The organism is Serratia sp. UGAL515B_01, assembly GCF_033095805.1.
Lineage (GTDB): Bacteria > Pseudomonadota > Gammaproteobacteria > Enterobacterales > Enterobacteriaceae > Chania.
Genome location: NZ_CP109901.1, coordinates 685,212 through 704,739 on the forward strand (window position 1 = coordinate 685,212; position 19,528 = coordinate 704,739).

At 42.1% G+C, this 19,528-nt stretch carries 11 protein-coding genes and 1 pseudogene; 10 read left to right on the plus strand and 2 right to left on the minus strand.

Features of this window, described 5'->3' with window-relative positions; translation table 11 throughout:
• The first annotated feature begins 348 nt into the window (after positions 1-348).
• From OK023_RS03255 to OK023_RS03270, 4 genes and pseudogenes are all read left to right on the plus strand, one after another.
• The gene (locus OK023_RS03255; RefSeq protein WP_317694762.1) at positions 349-5,370 is read left to right on the plus strand and encodes a phosphodiester glycosidase family protein; all 5,022 of its coding nucleotides are present in this window, start codon (positions 349-351) and stop codon (positions 5,368-5,370) included.
• A gap of 349 nt (positions 5,371-5,719) precedes the next feature.
• Positions 5,720-5,887 (plus strand): annotated as a pseudogene (locus OK023_RS03260) (IS1-like element transposase); the annotation flags it as partial.
• A 122-nt stretch (positions 5,888-6,009) separates the two neighbouring features.
• Positions 6,010-7,899 carry a beta-N-acetylhexosaminidase gene (gene nagZ / locus OK023_RS03265; RefSeq protein ID WP_317694764.1) on the plus strand — a complete coding sequence of 630 codons (1,890 nt, stop codon included), beginning with the start codon at positions 6,010-6,012 and terminating at the stop codon, positions 7,897-7,899.
• 508 nt (positions 7,900-8,407) lie between these two features.
• Positions 8,408-8,722, plus strand: coding sequence for a hypothetical protein (locus OK023_RS03270; RefSeq protein ID WP_317694766.1), 315 nt, complete (start codon positions 8,408-8,410; stop codon positions 8,720-8,722).
• A 1,265-nt stretch (positions 8,723-9,987) separates the two neighbouring features.
• Here OK023_RS03270 and OK023_RS03275 read toward each other — a convergent pair.
• Positions 9,988-10,866 carry a LysR family transcriptional regulator gene (locus tag OK023_RS03275; RefSeq protein WP_317694768.1) on the minus strand — a complete coding sequence of 293 codons (879 nt, stop codon included), beginning with the start codon at positions 10,864-10,866 and terminating at the stop codon, positions 9,988-9,990.
• 591 nt (positions 10,867-11,457) lie between these two features.
• On the opposite strand from OK023_RS03275, the gene OK023_RS03280 reads away from it, so the two are divergent.
• The 4 genes from OK023_RS03280 (at position 11,458) to OK023_RS03295 (ending at position 16,459) form a co-directional block, all read left to right on the plus strand.
• Positions 11,458-12,138, plus strand: a complete 681-nt coding sequence (locus tag OK023_RS03280; protein WP_317694770.1) for a hydrolase — start codon at positions 11,458-11,460, stop codon at positions 12,136-12,138.
• 105 nt (positions 12,139-12,243) lie between these two features.
• A complete protein-coding gene (locus OK023_RS03285) occupies positions 12,244-12,522 on the plus strand; it encodes a XapX domain-containing protein (RefSeq protein WP_317697464.1) in 279 nt (92 codons plus the stop codon).
• On the plus strand, positions 12,519-14,414 hold the full coding sequence (locus OK023_RS03290) for an amidohydrolase (RefSeq protein ID WP_317694772.1): 1,896 nt from the start codon (positions 12,519-12,521) through the stop codon (positions 14,412-14,414). Before OK023_RS03285 ends, OK023_RS03290 begins: the two co-directional genes overlap by 4 nt.
• Before the next feature lie 578 nt (positions 14,415-14,992).
• A complete protein-coding gene (locus OK023_RS03295) occupies positions 14,993-16,459 on the plus strand; it encodes a mechanosensitive ion channel family protein (RefSeq protein WP_317694774.1) in 1,467 nt (488 codons plus the stop codon).
• A gap of 204 nt (positions 16,460-16,663) precedes the next feature.
• Here OK023_RS03295 and OK023_RS03300 read toward each other — a convergent pair whose 3' ends face one another.
• Positions 16,664-17,563 (minus strand): transcriptional regulator, encoded by a 900-nt coding sequence (locus tag OK023_RS03300; RefSeq protein ID WP_317694776.1) that lies wholly within the window; start codon positions 17,561-17,563, stop codon positions 16,664-16,666.
• Positions 17,564-18,192: 629 nt separating this feature from the next.
• On the opposite strand from OK023_RS03300, the gene OK023_RS03305 reads away from it, so the two are divergent.
• Together OK023_RS03305 and OK023_RS03310 are read left to right on the plus strand one after the other, a co-directional pair.
• Positions 18,193-18,717 (plus strand): response regulator transcription factor, encoded by a 525-nt coding sequence (locus OK023_RS03305; protein WP_317694778.1) that lies wholly within the window; start codon positions 18,193-18,195, stop codon positions 18,715-18,717.
• Entirely contained in the window at positions 18,707-19,363 is a 657-nt protein-coding gene (locus OK023_RS03310; protein WP_317694780.1) for a response regulator transcription factor, read from the plus strand. Before OK023_RS03305 ends, OK023_RS03310 begins: the two co-directional genes overlap by 11 nt.
• Positions 19,364-19,528: the final 165 nt, after the last annotated feature.

Sequence of the window (19,528 nt, forward strand, 5' to 3'; positions counted from 1 at the left end):
AGATTGGCCCTTGGTTCAAGCTCAACAACACAGAAAATGGGCTTTGGGTCTGCCACGGCACCTCGGGCAATTGAGGGATAGCCTTTAGCCTTCACGTAGCGTTTCATCCTTCTGAATATCTGGAATGTTTTCAAGTCAATACTGATGAGGTTTGACGGTCGTGAACAACTGAATGGCAAGGGTTTCAAAGAGCATGAGCCATCAATCAAGGTAACCCATTCCGAAATGACCGTGCTGATGATGGCCTAAGCTGAACTCGAATTGTTTAATATTCATCAACCACAATCAAATAAATCTGTAACAAATTTTCGTTATTATCAAATTTAAAATCAAGCACATAGGATGTTAATGATGAGAGATATGTATATTCGGCAGGCTTGTCTGATTTTGGCAGGGATGGCCTTGATGGCATGTGATAATGCATCACCCCCTGCAGGAGAAAGCATAGAACCAGTATCTCGTTATAAAGTAACCTTGGATGCTAGTCCATCAGAGGGGGGACATATCACTATTTCACCGGAAAAAAGTGAATATCCACAAGGGAGTGAAGTAACTTTAACCGCGATACCTAGCAGTGAGAATTATCATTTTACCCATTGGGACAATAGCTTAACCGGCAGTGAAAATCCTATCACTATTCGCGTCCAGAATAATATGGATATCACCGCACAATTCAGTGCAACGGTTAACCCAGTACCTATTAATTATAAAGTATCACTAGATGTAGCTCCAAAAGAGGGGGGAAAGGTCACCATCAGCCCAGTGAAAAGCGAATATGCGTCAGGTTCCTTAGTGACATTAACCGCACAAATAGCAGAAGGAGGCTATGAATTCATCGGTTGGGTTGGGGATATTACCAGTGATAAAAACCCGCTACAGATCCATGTGGATAAAAATCTGTCTCTCACAGCTAACTTTCGAAAACAAGAAGATTGGATAACTCGGGTTATTGAACCGGCAGACAATATTGATGCGCGTTTCTCTGTAGCGATACCCCCTAAGGTGATAGGGGGCACTAGCCATCAGAATGAAAAACAAGAGACAGAAATTACAGCTTTCAATCGTTATCAAGTTAACGATGATTTTGCCATCACCATGGGGCGCTTGAATCACACTAAAAATGAAAAAATTCTCTCGATGGAGTTCAAAACGGGAACGGGGATTGCTTTACATCCGTTAGAACGTTCAACGGGTCAATGGAGTATGGAATCAACCACTAAAAGCATGGAAAGTGCCCTCGCTAAAGGGGTTAACATTATCGGCGCGATCAATGCGGACCCTTATAACATGTTTAATGGCTGGAACGTGGGTATTACAACCCTCAACGGGGTTAACTATTCAGGTGCCAATACTTCACATACTTCCAGAGACTTTACTGAGAGTGCAGTTATTGTAAAAAATGATGACACCATTGAGATTTGGGGGAAAGAACGGCTGCCGCTTTTCACCATGAATTGGTATCACAATGGACAAGCTATGGGGGGAGCCAGGACGATTTATCATTTTGATAAAGAGAAAAATGAGAATAAATTTAAATTCTCTGCCGATCAAAGCGATAAGTCCATCAGCGTTTACAGTGGTGATAACTACCGTTCCATCGTTAATTTAGACAATAAAAGTGCCGTATTAGTAAGACCGGAAGCAAATGAAGTGACCGTTATTGCCAATAAAGAGGGTTCCAATCGCGTCCAATACCCGCCATTTAGCAGCAAAGTGGTCAAAATTGTTTCCCAAAGATCTCTGGTGATCCCTTCTGGCCACGCCCTGATTGTGGCCGACAACAATGTACTTTCTAACGTAAACATAGGTGATAGCCTAGATATTCGTTATGAAACGGATGATCCCGCCTGGCGTGACGTTAAGCATGCATTAGGGGGAGGATTTATGAATGGCCTCTTAGTGGAAAATGGTTCTCTATCCCTAGGGGCTCAGAATGAATCAGCCATCAGTTCCAGAACCGCTTTGGGAGTCAGAGAAGACGGTAGCGCTTTCTTTCTTGCGGTGGATAAACCGATGCTGTCACCTTCTGATGGCATTACGTTGAAAAAACTCGGCCAGATCATGTTGGCTTATGGAGCTAAAACCGCTATTGAGCTTGATGGTGGCGGTTCTACAACCATGGCCTACCGTATGCCAGGTAGCCAAGAGGCCAGTCTGCTAAATAGCCCATCGGATGGCAGTGAGCGCCCAGTGGCAACAAAATGGGCATTAATGCTGACCGGCAGCGGTAACTATGCTAATCAGCTTCAGCTATTCCCAAAATCACTGACCGTATTGGCTGGGTCAGAATACCGAGATTTACTGGCGATTGGTTATGATGGCAAATTTGATTCTCTCTCTGAGGCTCTCATATTAGGCACATCTGATGACAAGCTTGGGCGGGTACACAAAAGCGATCTCGCCTTCACGGCGGGGCTGCAGGCCGCAAACGGTTATCTTTTGATACAGTCAGGTGAACAAACATCCGGTTCTAAGCTCAGTGTGGTGACAGAGATAGATAGCCTAAGCTTTGCTGTTGACACTTTGGTTCTTGAAGCAGGTGAATCACGAAGCATACAGCCTATTTTACGTAAAAATGGTGAACCTGTTTTTTATAATCCTTCCCAGCTTATCTATCACCTCGATACGTTGGAAAACGGCACCATCGATTACGAAACTGGCATTTTTAGCGCAGCAAAGGTGCAAGGGGGAGAAACCAGAGTTACGATGAGCTACGGTGACCAATCGGCATCGATTTTGATTAAAGTGGGTGTACCACCAATGCTGATTGAAGACTTCGAAGAGGGGATAAAACACTACACTGCAAAAGGTGCAAGAGCTCTTAAGCTTTCTTTGGATGAAAGCACAGATACTTTTTACTCTGGTAAAAAATCCGCTAAATTGCAGTGGCAAGCCGATCCTGCTCAGCCCGGTACTTTTGGGGCTTATTTAACCGACCCTGTCAAATTAACCAAAATAGAAGGCTACCCTAAACGTTTGGGCGTCACTATCTATATTCCAGAGGAGTTGGCGGAAAAGAACTGGTGGATGCGTGGTTTGCTAAGAGACAATAAAGGTAAAAGCGTCACCATTGATTACAATCAGTCTTCTGATCCACTGCCGGCAGCCGGTTGGCATTATGTGGATGCCAAGATCCCTGAAGGTTTTGAGCCCCCGTTCTTTTTCGATCAGCCTTTCCGTTTTTTAGTCACCAGCACAGCTGAACGTATAGATTCATCCATTTATCTTGATGATTTTATTTCTGTTTATAGTGAAAGTACCGATCTGCATGGGCCAAATATTGAAATCACACCAGCCAAGGGCGACACCTTATCGACAAATTCACCCGCATTAGCATTGAAAGCCGCTGACGCTTCGGGGATAAATCCTGAAACTGTGCGACTAAAACTGGATGGCAAGGAGGTTTCCGCCGCAACGCAGTTTGATGGCATAGATACCTTTACCCACCAGACCCGCGACTTAAAAGACGGCTGGCACAAAGTGGACTATAGTCTTGGGGATAATTACGGTAACGTCACTACGGGGGATTACCTGTTTAATATTGTGACCAGTGCTCCCCGTATTTATGTTGATGACAGTCAGGCTGAGTCATTTTATCCCGGTACTACCTTCCGCCTACCCATCAGGGTTATCGGTGGCGATACCTTCACCAAGCTCAATTTGACATTGGGTTTTGACAGCACCAAATATTCGCTCAAGGTTGTCGATAACCACCTGAAAGGTTCCAACCTCAATCTCACGTCGAATAGCTGGTCCGCTGAGTTCAGTGGTTTTTCCCAAGAAACGCAAACGATCGCCACTATCGAAATAACGCTACATGATTACATCAGCCGCGGCGATGCCGCACTGACTGTCTCTGGCACCCTTGATGGCAAACCGTTCTATTATCCGGTGATCAAAAAAGAGATCTCCAGTTTGTATCGCCTGTTCAATCGTTGGATTGAGAAAGAAGGCACCAATGAACTGATTGTGGTGGATAGAAATGGGCAGGTTGTTTCAGGCGTAAAAATTGAAAAGGTGGACTACAACTCTGCAACGGACACCGTTTCTGGTATTGAAATGTTGGGTGTGACCGACAGCAATGGCCGGTTATCATACCCCTTGGACTGTCACCACGCTGAGCCAGGCGACTGTTCCACCACCCATACGTTCCGTATTTTCGACAGTAAGGGAAGCTCACTGATCCTTAGCATTTCAGCACTACCAGAAAACCTGAAATCGCAGCCACGTTACATCTACCTGACACCGGGTAAACGCACAGATAGCATAAACCTGACCTGGTACACCAACACCGCGAACTCAGACTCAACGGTCATGTTTGGTGAAGGGAGTCTGGTGCACAAAACTCAGGGAAGCAGTGAGGTTATCCCCTTCCTGTATGGCCCAGAGGCGGGTTTGGTACGCGTACATCATGCTACCCTTAATGGTTTGGCTGCGGGTAGCCAGTATCTTTATCAAATTGGTGAAGGAGCGGATAAAAGCGATATTTATCAATTCACTACAGCAGACAACAGTGATGAAGTCCGTATCCATTTATTTGGCGATACCCAAACTCAAGATAGCGATAATATCAACAATGGTTCTCCGTTAGTGGGGGAGCTTCTGGCTAAAATGGAAAGTCAACTGCCGAAGCAGGATTTAATCCTGCATGTGGGGGATTTTACAGATGATATAAGCCTATACCAATTGGTACGTAGATTTCTTGAGCAAGTAGAAGGACAAGATAAAGCGTCGTCAGTGCCACTGGTGATTGCCCAAGGCAACCATGAAGTGATCAATGATGGCGCGACTAAATATGCTTCTATGTTTTCCTACCCCTATGCTCACAGTTTACCGTTTCCTGTTTCAAAAGCGGTGTACTCCTTTGATTACAACAATGCACACATTGCAGTGATCACCGCAGAGGTAAGCACTGACAAGGTGTGGCAAGAGATGATGGCCTGGTTACGTGAGGATATGAAAGCCAGTAACAAGCAGTGGAAAATTTTAATATCACACCGTCCCCCTTATGAGGCAAATCCTGTTTCAGGTAACGGATTAGTGAAAAAGTATCTACCTCCTGTTGTAGATGAAACAGGAGTCGACCTGGTCTTGTCCGGGCATGATCATATCTATAGTCGTAGCGTTCCTTTAAAACAGGGGCAACTTGATCCTGCTGGAGCGACTTATCTTATTGCCGGATCGGATTCGGCAAAATTCTACGATGCTGGTTTGGCAGGGATTGTTCCCTTTGCTGATGTGCTGTTTGATACTAATATCCAAGTTTTCACTACGTTACATATTAAAGGCGATGCAATGGAGATACAAACCCGCACACTCTATGGGGACTTGGTTGACAGTCATACAATATACGCCACTCCTGACCAGTAACAAAAAGTGTTGATATAAGCAACGTAGAGGAGTGATAGGGTTTCCCTGGGTGAGCTGCGTCTTGTTATGAGCACCCAGGGCGTATTGGATCCGGTATTACTCTACTATGGCAGAACAAAATTCCTTCTCTATTCTGCCAGTGCCCATAGCACAACTGCTGGGATGTCCTCCAATTAGGCTGTGTCCCTTGTATCTAATTGGTGTTCTTAATGCCGCGACACATCACGCTTCTGACAGGTGGGAATGATGAAGAACGCCGACACGCCGTGAACCCCTCCGTGGGGGATGGTATCGCGGGTCGTGACGCAGACTTGCTGATCGCGTATGCTCCGCGCTTTGGATAAAATTCATGGCAAAAGTTGATGTCGTCTGCCCTCAGTGCAATGAAACCCTGGGGGTACGATGTAACGGGCATTCAGTATCCGGTGCCAAACCAGACACATACCAAACCCTTGTTAATATGACGATGAATGGTTCTGGATGTCGCGATACCGCACGGGTTCTCGGCATCAGCCTCCCTGGTGGCTCGAATCAATGAGAAGTGTGATGAAACCTATGAATATTAAATTCTATTCTATTATAATTTCACGAATTTATTATTCTATACTACGGATTTTCTATTCATCATGAGGGAAGGCAATGAAAATACTAGGAGTAACAACTGTTGCTGTGCTTTTTTCCAGTTTGACAATAATGGGGTGCGATAACTCTCAATCCTCTTCCAGCCAGCAAGATAAATTATGGGAAACATCACAAACCAGTGCCAAAGAAATAGTCGCTCAGATGAGCCCTCGGGAAAAGATCGGCCAGGTGCTAATGCTGGATGTTCGTAATTGGGGCAAAAACGCTGCCGGGGAACCGGAAAGCGTCACCGTACTCCCTACGGAACTGGCTAAAGTCATCAATGACTACCGACTGGGTTCCGTGATCCTATTTCGGGAAAACTTTGTTAGTACGCCACAGAGCTATCAGCTGATTCAGGATTTACAGCAGGCTAGTTATCAGTTGCCTTTACTGATCAGTACTGATCAGGAAGGTGGATACGTCACGCGTCTGCGCGAAGGCACAGAAATGCCGGGCAATATGGCGCTGGCCGCAACGCGCGATGTCAATATGGCACAACATGTGGGTGAAGTTCACGGCTCGGAGCTCAAAGCACTGGGAGTGAACATTAACTTCGCCCCGGTTGTGGATATTAATACCAACCAGAATAACCCGGTTATCGGCGTGCGTTCATTCAGCAGCAATATTTCGCTGGTTAATGAGATGTCGGGTGCCTATATCAAGGGATTGCAGCAGAACTCTGTTTTGGCCACCGCAAAGCACTTCCCTGGTCACGGTAACGTGGAAACCGACTCTCACTTTGGGTTGCCGCTGGTTCCTTATACTGAAAGCGAATGGCGGCAAAGCGATCTTGTGCCATTCAAACATGTTATCGATCAGGGAATTGATGCCGTAATAACGGCACATATCATTGTGCCTGCCCTTGACGATACCAAGGTAGTTTCTAAAAAAGATGGAACCGAAATCGGTTTGCCAGCCACATTATCCCAAAAAATCATTACCGGTATCCTGCGTGATGAGCTTAAATTCAACGGCCTAATATTTACTGATGCCATGGATATGGGAGCTATCACTGAGAACTTTGGTGCTGTTGAAGCTGTGGAAATGGCACTGATGGCGGGTAGTGATGTCATTGTGATGCCAGTTCATATATGGGATCAGCAGGGGATTGAACAACTGGAAGAGCTTTACCAGTATCTGGAAACACAGCACTATAAAAACCCCGCGTTCGCGTCACGCCTGCAAGAAGCAGCGACCCGGGTTGTTCAAACTAAATTGGCAAAAAAGATCACTGCACACAATCCACACACTCTGGAGTTCGCTCAATCTGTCGTTGCTTCACCAGAGCATAAACGCGATGAACAGAACGTGGCGGAACACGCCATTACGCTTATCAAGAATGATAATCTGTTGCCCTACTCCCTTAATGCACAGAATAACCTGCTGATCATCTCTGATGAAAATACACGCAATGACATTATCCAAAGTGAATTGAAAAACATTGCTAGCCGGCTTGAAAATCAGGAAATCACAGTTTCTAGTCTGGCATATAAGCTGGATAAGGAAACTGTGCCAGCCAGTCTGGAAGAAAGCATTAAAGCCAACGATCTGGTTATTTTGGTTACTTACAATCTAAAGACCAAAGGGCATGCTGCACAACAGACTATTGATAAAGCGAATGAGCTGGGAACGCCTCTGGTTGTTATCTCATCACGCAACCCTTACGACATTGCTTATCTGGATAACGTGAACGCTAACTTGGCGATTTATGGTATCACCGGATTTGATGTCACCAATAACAATCGTAACTCTCTTGAAGCCAATATTCGGGCTGGCATCAGAACATTGTTTAAAAATGATACTGACACCCACTTCTTTAATGTTCCTAGCGGTAAACTGCCTGTTGATATCAAATCTCCTGAAGGCGAAATCATCTACCCCTTTGGGCATGGCTTGACCTACTGATCCCGGTCAAAATTGCCCGCAGTTGCACAAAATAACAATGGCTGGGCAAACCAGCCATTGTTGATGCGAATTCATAAAGAAAATACCCCAATTGCACAATGCTACCTAAGAAAAAAAGTAGAATCATAAAAAAATGAGTTATATATAATAAATAAAACCTTGTAGATTACATAAAATGCTAGAACCAAATAAAGGAATATTAACCTTCAGAGCAGAGGGTGATAATCTAAAATCAAGTCGTTTTTATTCAAGGAAAATACATTGACCAGGAAAGTCTTCATTATGTGGAAGAAGCAACTCTGGAGTGACTATTGGTCGTGGGTTTGACCTTGGTGAAAGATCAAGAACAAGTGCATTAATAAGCCTAAGGAAAGCAGGGATAGAAAAAGAAAAAGCAGAATCCATATCGGAAGGAGCTAGATTAAAAGGATGATAGGCTTATGATTTTGTTGCTAAATATAGAGATTCAATTGGTGAGATAACCGAGTTGCAGCAATTATCTTTATTCATGTTAACCTACGAGGATTTAAAAAGTGATGTGGAGAAAATATGCAAAGACAAGTTCACAATAACAAAATACCACCCAAATCCTAATATATCATCGACTCTCGCATGGGATGCTATTCCAGATAAGATAAAAGAAATCCTTATAGATTTACGTTACCGTGGAGACTATAGCTCAAGAACCAGAAAATACATACAAAGGCCAGCGTACTCAGGTGATTTACAGAGTTTTGGGAGAGTAATTGCGGACAGGTCAATTTGGCTTTCTGTTCCTGATGACAGGTTTAAAAGAAGGGTTGAATTCTATGAAAGTAATTAAAGTTCTATTTTTTATTTCAATTTATTCCTTCAATGTAAGTGCTGCGTTTACCGAGCCGGAAGTAAGTCAATTGTAAGAGATAAACAAAAGTCAATTGAAAAAAAAGAAAAAAATATTAGATGAAACAATAAAAAAAAACCAACATTTACCAAAAGAAAAAAAGCATATTAGAACTTGAAAAGTCTTGGAATGATACAATCATAAAAAATGTAAAATAATGATTTTTGAATCTATAAATACCGATGCGGAAATAGAAGAGGAAAACTTATGTTTATCAAATGAATATACTTCAGCAGCAGATTTGTTCGAAAAATTAAACTATTGATAGCCTAAATAACCACGCTTAATACCGTTTCACTGTAAGCTTCAGGTAGGTTGGAATCATGCGGAACGCCGACACGCTGTGAACCCATCCTTGGGGGCTCGTATCGCGCATTCATGCGCTCAACTAACCTGCATCACTCCCACCTGTAGCACTATTAGACGCGGCTATTTAGTAAAAAAATGGATAGAAAAATCTCTAATTGATTGAATTTAATGAATAATACGGTAGCGTATTCAATATGTTGATGCCGTATTAAGGCGTCGTCAGGTATCCATGGCGCTCGTTCAGTGGTCTATCGCGTCGTAAACCTCCTGAATGAGCGTTGCAGCGGACTGCAACGCTGGCTGAAGGGCATAATCACCCGAAGCGGCGTGAATAAAGCAGTTGTAGCACTGGCGAACAAAAATGCGCGAATAGCATGGTCGCTGGTGAATCAGAAAACTGTTTATGTCTCGAAGTGAAGTGCCTTTATCAAGTAAAGTCAAAGCGTTGATGTACTCACAGGTAGAAACAACGCTCTGTAAACCTGGCAAATAGCTTGGCTGTCAGAAGCCATGGCGCTAATGAGGTCAGAGAGTACGGATGTTCATCAGGGCTCACGAAGCCGAATATATGTTTGTGACTACCTTGTCAGAAAAAGGTCTGCCCACACTTGCACTGGTGAGGTGTCCATATAGCTATTTAGCCAGCATCGAATTGATCCACATGATATGTAAAGGGTAATATCAATATCCGCCAAGTGAGGGATTGTCACCTGCGGAATAATTTTATCTGTTGGCTGCCTAAATAATCGGCAGCGCAACTGTTGCTAACTTCTCTACGCTAATGCGACAGACCCCAGGAGGCAAAAAAGAAGCGATTAATTCCCAAGCCGGGTTCGGCATATTATAACGAGATATGAGTTATTCTTTATTATAAAACATGGCATTATCATTGTTCATTAAGAGACACTACCTAGCATGAAGGATATAAACTCCCGAATGATTAAAGAATTCTGTTTGTGCTTCGGATAAACGATGTTGATAGGTAACCCTATTGGAGTATTGAAAGGTAGTATTTTAACCAGTTTTCCTTTTTCAAATGCTCGTTCTACAATGAAAAGTGGCAACAAAGCTATACCCAACCCCGCTTCTGCCGCTTCCTTAATAAATTCACCGTTGTTACTACAAACGTGTCCAGTAACTGCAAATACTTTGCTTTTACCATCCACACAAAGATTCCAACCGCGCTGTTCTTCATGCCCGTACAGTAAACACTTATGTTTAATTAGGTCCTCTGCCTTTTCTATTGGGCCCTCGCGCTGAAGATATTCAGGACTGGCGCAAAGCGCCATTGGTAAGCTCCCAAGCGATCGTGCAATCAGTGTTGAGTCTGTAAGATTTCCAACACGTAGGGCAATATCGACACTTTCTCCAACCAAATCTACAAAGCGGTCCTCCATTTCGACATCAAGCATCAAATCAGTATTTAGGTTTTTAAACTCAATAATTTTTTTATATAAATTATGTAATCCGTACGTCATAGGTATACTGATTCTCATAAAGCCAACCAGTTTTTTATGATGAAGGTAAAGTAACTGATTTGCAGCGTACACCTCATCAATAATTCGCTGTGCTTGATGAAAAAAAGCCATACCAATGTCAGTCACAGAAAGCTTGCGAGTATTACGCACTAATAGCCTTGTAGAAACGGACTGCTCTAAGGCAGCTAATCGCCGGCTAACAAATTGTTTTGATAGGCCCAATTGCTCCGCAGCTGTTGTAAAGCTTCTAGTATTAACAATAGTAGTAAATATATGAAGATCTTCGAAATTCATCATTGTCACCTAGTTCAGGACAGTGTTTATCAGAAATAGATATTTAAAATAATATTAATTTACATATACTTTAAAGCACCCAAGTTGTGTGGGGACAGAAAACCTCTAGGAACAAAGTAGATAAAGAGGCTACATGATGACTAGGGTGAGTAGGCGTAGTCAATACACATTTAACTTGGAGTCGTATTCAGCAATAAAAAATCGAGTTTTTACTATACGCTACTTGCTTCATAGTATTGGTTTTTTTAGCTGTAATTAATTTATTGCCATGATTTTAAAATGATTATTAACTGCCAGAAGTGGCTGGGAAAACCATCTACTTAACTGACATTAATGTTTTTTTGAAAAAATCGATTTCCGTGCGCCAGATTTTTGTGAGCTAATTTAGTCATTGTATGATAACTGGTTTTTTTAATTCTTAATAACCTAAGATAAAATAAGAAAACATCTTATTTAGGTGAAGAAGATTTAATTGGAAATGTAGGCGGTAAAGTTTTAGAGTAATTAAAAATCAGTACTGCTTGTGACTTCCAAAAAAAGTGGATATTGATTTTTTCTAATTCATAATTTAAATAATTTTAGGAGAGTCTTTAAATGTCTTATTTTCTTGATGTATTAACACCACAGAATAGCCAGGTTATTTTTATCGATCAGCAACCACAAATGGCGTTTGGCGTTCAATCTATTGACCGTCAAACCCTGAAAAATAATGTAGTTGCGTTGGCAAAAGCAGCTAAAGCGTTTGATATTCCAACGACTATTACTACTGTGGAAACTGACGGTTTCTCTGGGCACACCTATCCAGAGTTGCTTGCGGTTTTTCCAGAGAACAAACTCCTTGAACGCACCTCGATGAACTCTTGGGATGACCAGAATGTTCGTGATGCGCTGGCAGCCAATGGTCGTAAAAAAGTGATTGTTGCTGGTTTATGGACGGAAGTTTGTAATAACACGTTTGCTCTTTGCTCAATGAAAGAAGGCGGCTATGAAATATACATGGTGGCTGATGCTTCTGGTGGTACTACCCTAGATGCACACAAATACTCAATGGATCGTATGGTGCAAGCAGGTGTAATCCCTGTTACTTGGCAGCAAGTGATGCTTGAATGGCAACGCGACTGGGCACATAAAGAAACTTATGATGCTGTTATGGCAATAGCTAAAGAGCATTCTGGTGCCTATGGCATCGGTGTTGACTACGCATATACTATGGTTCACAAAGCAGAAGAACGTGTACAACATGGTGAGCGTATTGGCCCTAACCCAGCCAAATAATCTCTAAGTCTAACAACAGGTATAATGCATATTTTATTGACTTGAATATTCTTCAATCCAGGTTATATGAAATCGCTTGCATTATACCTTTATTTTCAGGTTAAGATGAAAATATATATTCTGACATTAGGAGCGGGCCTTTTAGTCGGCATTATTTATAGCTTGCTAAATGTCCGCTCTCCAGCTCCTCCCTTAATCGCTCTTCTCGGTTTATTAGGTATGCTGATTGGCGAACAAATTATTCCTGTAGGAAAACAATTGATTGCTGGTACCGTTTTTTCTACCGCTTGTACCAGAACAGAAACTATCAATCATATTTTTGGTCAGTTGCCTGGCCGTCAAACAGCAGACAAAAAGTCATCCATTGAGGAAAAAGACTCATGAGCAAACCTGTTATAGCCGATGTTATTTTACATCATGGCTTAATCAGCACTTTGGATAAATCCAATCCTACAGCGAGTGCAGTAGCGGTCAAAGATGGAAAGTTTCTTGCAGTAGGAAGTGAAGCTGAAGTGATGGCTTTTGCCAGCTCAGCCACAAAAATCATTGATCTAAAAGGTAAACGTGTGTTACCTGGGTTGATTGATAACCATACTCATGTGGTGCGCGGTGGCCTGAACTATAATCTCGAGCTTCGTTGGGATGGTGTTCGCTCTTTAGCCGATGCTATGGACATGCTTCGTCGCCAAGTCGCTATTACCCCTGCACCACAATGGGTACGTGTGGTTGGCGGTTTCACTGAACATCAGTTTGTTGAAAAACGCCTACCTACCCTGGCAGAGATCAATGCGATCGCGCCAGATACCCCAGTATTTCTGCTTCACTTGTATGATCGAGCACTGCTAAACGCTGCAGCATTACGTGCTGTTGGTTATACCAAAGATACACAGGCACCTCCTGGTGGAGAAATTACCCGGGATGCGAAAGGTAATCCAACAGGATTATTATTGGCAAAACCTAATGCCAGTGTACTGTATGCAACGTTAGCAAAAGGCCCTAAATTGCCTATTGAGTATCAGGTCAACTCTACGCGTCACTTTATGCGCGAACTGAATCGACTCGGTGTTTGTGGTGTGATTGATGCGGGCGGTGGTTTTCAGAACTATCCAGATGACTATGCCGTGGTGCAACAACTCGCTGATGAAGGGCTGATGACAGTAAGACTGGCTTACAATTTGTTTACTCAAAAGCCACAGGAAGAGAAAGAAGACTTCCTGAACTGGACACGTTCGGTCACTTATAAACAGGGGGATGATTATTTTCGCCATAATGGTGCTGGTGAAATGTTGGTGTTCTCTGCTGCGGATTTTGAGGATTTCCGCCAACCGCGGCCAGATATGCCACCAGAAATGGAAGGCGAACTGGAAGAAGTGGTCAGGATTTTGGCAGAAAACCGTTGGCCGTGGCGTTTACATGCAACGTACGATGAAACCATTTCTCGTGCACTGGATGTCTTCGAGAAGGTCAATCAGGATATTCCACTAGAGGGTATCAACTGGTTCTTCGACCATGCGGAAACCATTTCAGAACGTTCTATTGATCGTGTGGCAGCATTGGGGGGCGGGATAGCCGTACAGCATCGTATGGCTTACCAGGGAGAATACTTTGTTGAGCGCTATGGTGCGGGTGCAGCGGAAGCGACGCCTCCTATTGCGCGTATGCTGGAGAAAGGTGTCAAAGTTTCTGCTGGCACCGATGCTACTCGTGTTGCCTCTTATAACCCTTGGGTTTCTCTGGCTTGGATGATCACGGGAAAAACCGTGGGCGGTATGAATCTTTATCCGCGTAGCAACTGCCTTGATCGGGAAACAGCATTGCGTATGTGGACTGAAAACGTTACCTGGTTCTCTAATGAGGAAGGGAAGAAAGGGCGTATTCAAGTGGGACAGTTTGCTGATTTGGTGGTACCGGATAAGGACTATTTTGCGTGTTCTGAAGATGAAATTTCTTTCCTGACATCTGAGTTGACGATGGTAGGGGGGAAAGTGGTCTGGGGTGCAGGTCCGTTTGCATCATACGATGAAAACCAGGTTCCACCGGCGATGCCTGATTGGTCACCAGTACGTACTTTCAAAGGCTTTGCTGCTTGGGGGGAGCCAGAAGGTGCAGGCAAGAATTCACTGGCTGTACGTCAGATGGCGATGGCTTCCTGTGGGTGTGCAGATAACTGTGGTTTACATGGCCATGACCATGCTGGAGCCTGGACATCGACGTTACCTATTTCTGATCTTAAAGGCTTCTTCGGTGCTTTAGGTTGCTCTTGTTGGGCTGTATGATCTTTATTGAATGGGGGCTAACAGGAGCGCTTATTAATTGATTATACCCTTCATTCTTCAAGTTGCATGGGTGTTGGCTTTGTCAATTCGTACCCGTCACATAGTGAGCTATGCTCCTGGCACTCTCAGACTTGCCGCCTACATGCAACTCGAATTGTTTTGGGTATATACAAAATAGCTGCACCCAATAATGTTAATAGGTGGAGTAATGTAGATTAGCGGACCGTTGCATATAGATAATACTAACCTCTAGGTATGTGTTCACGGCGTGTCGGTGTTCCGCATAACTCCACCGGTATGAAGTCTCCATTGGAGCGCTATTTAAAGCTTTTATTTAGAACAGTAAATCTTAAGGTTAGTAGATTGATAAGTAAAGATAATAGTGGGTTAATCTGAGCGATATATTGACGCTCTCCAAATTGTGCGTCATTTGTTTCCTTACCTCATACTTCTTTAAAATCATCCTATGCCAGTCAAACTGCATTACAATTAGAGTGTAAAGTAAAATAAATTTTTTATTACTAACACCTATAGGATGCATAATTCATATATATATTTTGTGTAGGTATTAAAGTGTTATGGAAAACTTAATTTTATACTCAATCCCTCTTGTAGTGTTAGATGCCTTCTTTTGGTATTCATCTTTTCTAAAAAGAAGGCTTTCTAATTTACTTTTTCATATTGTAAGTTTTGGGTTGCTTAACTGGATTATATTTAACTCAGGAATTACCCCATTCGCTTCCCCTCGAGATAATAGTCCTCTTCACTATCATTATATGGTGTATTTTCTGACAGCATTTTGGTGGTTTAGTGCTGCTGCGTTACTGTCATTATTTTCACACTTATTATTTGAACTAAACAAAGGTAAAAACAAAAGGAACAGAATTTTTCGAGATTTGACGATCGCATTGATATTTATCTTTGCATTGGGAGCATACTTATCAAATGTATTTAATTTCTCTATTCGTGGGTTAGTCGCAACATCCGGTGTTTTAGCCGTCATTTTGGGCTTGGCAATCCAAAGCTCACTGAATGATGTTTTTTCAGGCATTATACTCAATACGACATCTCCCTGTGAGATTGGTGATTGGATAAAGATAGACACTACAGAAGGAAGGGTTATTGATATAAACTGGCGGGCAACTCATTTAATCACCCTTCAGGGAAATATAGTCATTACCCCTAATAGTCTTATAGCAAAAGCTAAAATAACCAATAATAATCGACCTGCTAAATTACATGGTGTATCTATCTCAATTGAGGTATCTATAGAGGAGAGGCCTGAAACTGTTTTTTCTGCATTAGATAATGCACTTATTGGTATAAGCATGCTATTGCAAGACCCTAAGCCATTTTATATTATTAAAGGAACATCAATTAATTCTTTCCAGTATGAGATTACAGCTTTCGTTGATGAGGTTGAAAAAAAGAGAGTTGCTATTAATAAGCTATACGACTTGTGCCATAGACACCTTTCCTCTGCGGGTATAGGACTCAAACCATTGGGTATGCTTTTTAAGCATCACAATGAACCCTTTGATCGAAAACAAAAAATGCTATCATATGTGGATTTATTTCAATCACTTAAAAAAGAGGAAGTGTTTTTTTTATCGGATAATATAACCACTCATATTTATGGGCCAGGCCAAGTGGTTGTATCACCAGACTCTATGCTAGATTATTTGCTAATTGTAGCATCTGGTGTTATTTCCATTGAAGCAGAAAAAGGCACTGATAAGTTAGAGGTTAAACGACTTTCACCTGGTGATTCGATAGGTGAAATCAGTGTGATAGCTGGTATTGAAATTAATTTTTCTGCTAAAGCATTAGTTTCCACAGTTGTTTATCGCTTAGAACGTAGTGCATTCACTTCTTTACTTAAGGCATATGAGGGAACTGGTGAAAAAATGTGCCAGATTATTTCTCAAAGTGAAAATATCCTTAGTTCACAAGAGAATGTCGCTTTAGCTTCAGGTGAATCAAAAAATAACAAGTCAGTTCTTAATAGACTTCTCGATGGAATGCATAAACTTCATCAATTGTAGTTAGTGCGTATAAATTAAAAACTTCTTACTTAATTGTATATAACCTAAGTAATTCAATTTTTTGCCGAAAGAGACTCGGCCTAGACTTGTGCCGAGTAACAAAGCCAATACCCATGCAACTTGAAGTATGGTGGCATGTCCTGAATAACTTGTATTATGCAGGTAAGTAGTAATATTTATCTTTTTAAGATGCGATGGGACGATTCATATAAAAGAGTAAATGGTTTCACAGCGTAAACTACTATCAACAAATGCTTGGCAGCGCATAATGACTCTTTTTATTGTTACGGGGCTATTGGTAATATATATGAATTCATTAGGATTACAGGAAACTTTCTTTGACTCCAGAGAGCTGAGGAAACGTTCTCGATTAAGGTTGTTCTCTAGCCGATTAATGAAAACATCACACTGATTCACAGTAAATATACGCATATGCTCGCCAAAGAAGTCGGTACTTTGAGAAACACTCAGCGTTGGATAAAGAATGTAATGGTAAACAGAAGATGAAAGCCCGAAGAGTACCAGGGTTATTGTAGCGATGAACGGAATTCTCCAGCGTCTAAATAGAGAAGATCTCAGGGTATGAGTATCAGTAATTTTTTTAAAAATAGTACTGGGGTCTGTTTCGCTTGCCGAAAACTCTGTCCCCGTATATCTCATCGCGTCAGTTTTTGTACCTGAAACAACCTCTGGTTGGGTAACTGAATGGGGACTTTGATTACTGTCTTCAGACTGCTCTATGGAATTATCGCTCTCATTACTCTCCTGACTGATAATCTGAACGGTCCCTGTAAAACACAACCCAATTTTTGGTAAGGTTCTGATCACGGGGTTTCTGATCCCCGCATTACGGATCCCTTTTCTTATCAGGCTGATGTTCTGATAAAAAGTATTAGCCGTCACGTATTGCCCATGTTTTTCCCAAACTTCTCTGAAAAATTCCTCTTGAGTAATGTTAAGACCGGGACGTTGCAGCATCAAAAGCAAGCAGCGACTGCTAGGAACATTTAACGCCGTTTCTTTTCCACGGCTTCCGAGTGGGGTTAGCCGGTGTTGGTCAGGATGATAAACAACCATATCATTGATAATGAATTTATCTTTCATTCTCAGTAGCCTATAGATAATGAGTACACCCCCTTGTGACTTTTCTTAATTGTAGTTAACAAAACAGGCAATTACCAAAAAATATAAAATGTAAAATTATGATATAAAATCAGTTGGTTATATAAAAATCTTAATTACACAATTTTATTGTCTTCAGAGTGTCAATACCCCTTTGGCATGCTCCGCCATCGGTGATAGAAAACAAGGACATAGCTCCCCGTTATTATGAAATAAATGAATAAAATTAATTCACGCAGAACAAACCAAGATATACCCTACTATATCCACAATAATTCGAGTTGCTTGACAATAAAATGTGACGCACTTGTGTTCAGCACCGACTTAGTGCGAGTTACACAGCCAACATCCAAGCAACTTGAAGTATGAAGGGTATAAATAGTTATGCCTACCACGAAATTCTTTATCTTAGATTACCATTCATGCCAAATTACACAGAGTTTCACCCTTTAAAAAAAGAACTCAAAATTTTGTTAGCAGATCCCTGCCCAGTAACTAGAGTCGGAATTCATCAGGCCATTAATTCGAAATTATTGCCAGTGATACAGATTAGTGAAACTGGCCAATTATCAAAAATACCGAAGTTCATCACCCAGTATTGGCCCAATATCATGATCATAGAGTTGATGGGCAACGGTGACTCCGTATTGGATGCCTTGCGTATAATCAACCATTGCATCCGCTATTGGCCACATATACCGGTAGTGGTGTGTACCGAACTCCACCATGCTCCCCTGTTTCAACTGTTACGTGCTATGGATGTGCGAGGTATTTATCTGAAACAGGAGCCGATAGACACATTGATCCAGTGTATAGAAAACGCTTGGCATGGCTCTCACAAATTTAGTCCGATGGTCAGCCACTCTTTGCAGAAAATGGAGCAGGTCACTCATAGCCCTCTGACAGAAAAAGAATTGGAAGTCATGGTGTTTCTGCTTTCCGGCAAAAATGTGACGACGATAGCCAAATTGATGCACCGCGACATCCGTACAGTGAGTACACATAAAAGAAGCGCTATGCGCAAAATAGGATTTAAAAACGACAGTGAAATACTCTCTCACTCACAATGGATGATACCGCATAATAAGACGTATTCTTTACCATTATCTCAGCAGGAAGATGACTATGGAAAATAAACTCCCTAAGATTAATATTGTCATCTCAGCACAAGCCCCGTTAACCCGCTTAGGCATGAAGACTGTCACTTCTTTGTCAGTGCCTGACGCCCGTATTTATTCTGATATCGATAGTATTAACCAAGCCTTGTTCACTGTTCTTGAAGTATCCGCAGACCTGTTGTTAACAGATATGTATAATGGAAAGAATATGCAGGAACAGAATGCCGCATTATTATTGACCATGTGCCAACATCATCCCCGACTGAAAGTTATTATTTATAGCCGTTTTTTGACGTCGGAAGTACATACTCTATTACAACATTGCCCGCAGGTGAGCATCTTACCGCACGAAGCCCCACTTAAGGAAATGCATCAAGCCATTGCCATAACTTTGAATGGTGGCCGCTATTACCATCCCGCAGTGATACCCGACCAGCAGAATGTTATTAAGGAAGTAATGCGACTGAACCAAGTATTAACACACGGTGAACGAAGAGTCTTATTACTGTTGCTGAATGGGCAATCCCAGCGTCAAATTGCCCACTCGTTATCTCGGAGTATTAAGACCATCAGCACCCAGAAATGCAGCGCCATGAAAAAACTCGGCTTAAAAAACAACTCTGAGCTCGTCTCAAAAAAAGATGAGCTATTAAACTTGCTCTAAAGACCTGCGCCAAATAGTAGATCACTGAAGGGAACTCCATCCGGTTTGAGCGATCTGAACAATCGCCAAAAACGGTTGTGTCTCATTAAGGCGTCGTCAGGTAACAATGCTATTTTTTAATATGTTACCTGCCGATGTCTCTCATCCGAAAATTCACCATTTGGA

Bases quoted from the DNA above. Each gene is read 5' to 3' on its own strand.
- OK023_RS03275 (WP_317694768.1), bottom strand. From the start codon at position 10,866: ATGATGAATTTCGAAGATCTTCATATATTTACTACTATTGTTAATACT.
- OK023_RS03285 (WP_317697464.1), top strand. From the start codon at position 12,244: ATGAAAATATATATTCTGACATTAGGAGCGGGCCTTTTAGTCGGCATT.
- OK023_RS03300 (WP_317694776.1), bottom strand. From the start codon at position 17,563: ATGAAAGATAAATTCATTATCAATGATATGGTTGTTTATCATCCTGAC.
- OK023_RS03290 (WP_317694772.1), top strand. From the start codon at position 12,519: ATGAGCAAACCTGTTATAGCCGATGTTATTTTACATCATGGCTTAATC.
- OK023_RS03255 (WP_317694762.1), top strand. From the start codon at position 349: ATGATGAGAGATATGTATATTCGGCAGGCTTGTCTGATTTTGGCAGGG.
- OK023_RS03295 (WP_317694774.1), top strand. From the start codon at position 14,993: ATGGAAAACTTAATTTTATACTCAATCCCTCTTGTAGTGTTAGATGCC.
- nagZ (WP_317694764.1), top strand. From the start codon at position 6,010: ATGAAAATACTAGGAGTAACAACTGTTGCTGTGCTTTTTTCCAGTTTG.
- OK023_RS03310 (WP_317694780.1), top strand. From the start codon at position 18,707: ATGGAAAATAAACTCCCTAAGATTAATATTGTCATCTCAGCACAAGCC.
- OK023_RS03305 (WP_317694778.1), top strand. From the start codon at position 18,193: ATGATCATAGAGTTGATGGGCAACGGTGACTCCGTATTGGATGCCTTG.
- OK023_RS03270 (WP_317694766.1), top strand. From the start codon at position 8,408: ATGTTAACCTACGAGGATTTAAAAAGTGATGTGGAGAAAATATGCAAA.
- OK023_RS03280 (WP_317694770.1), top strand. From the start codon at position 11,458: ATGTCTTATTTTCTTGATGTATTAACACCACAGAATAGCCAGGTTATT.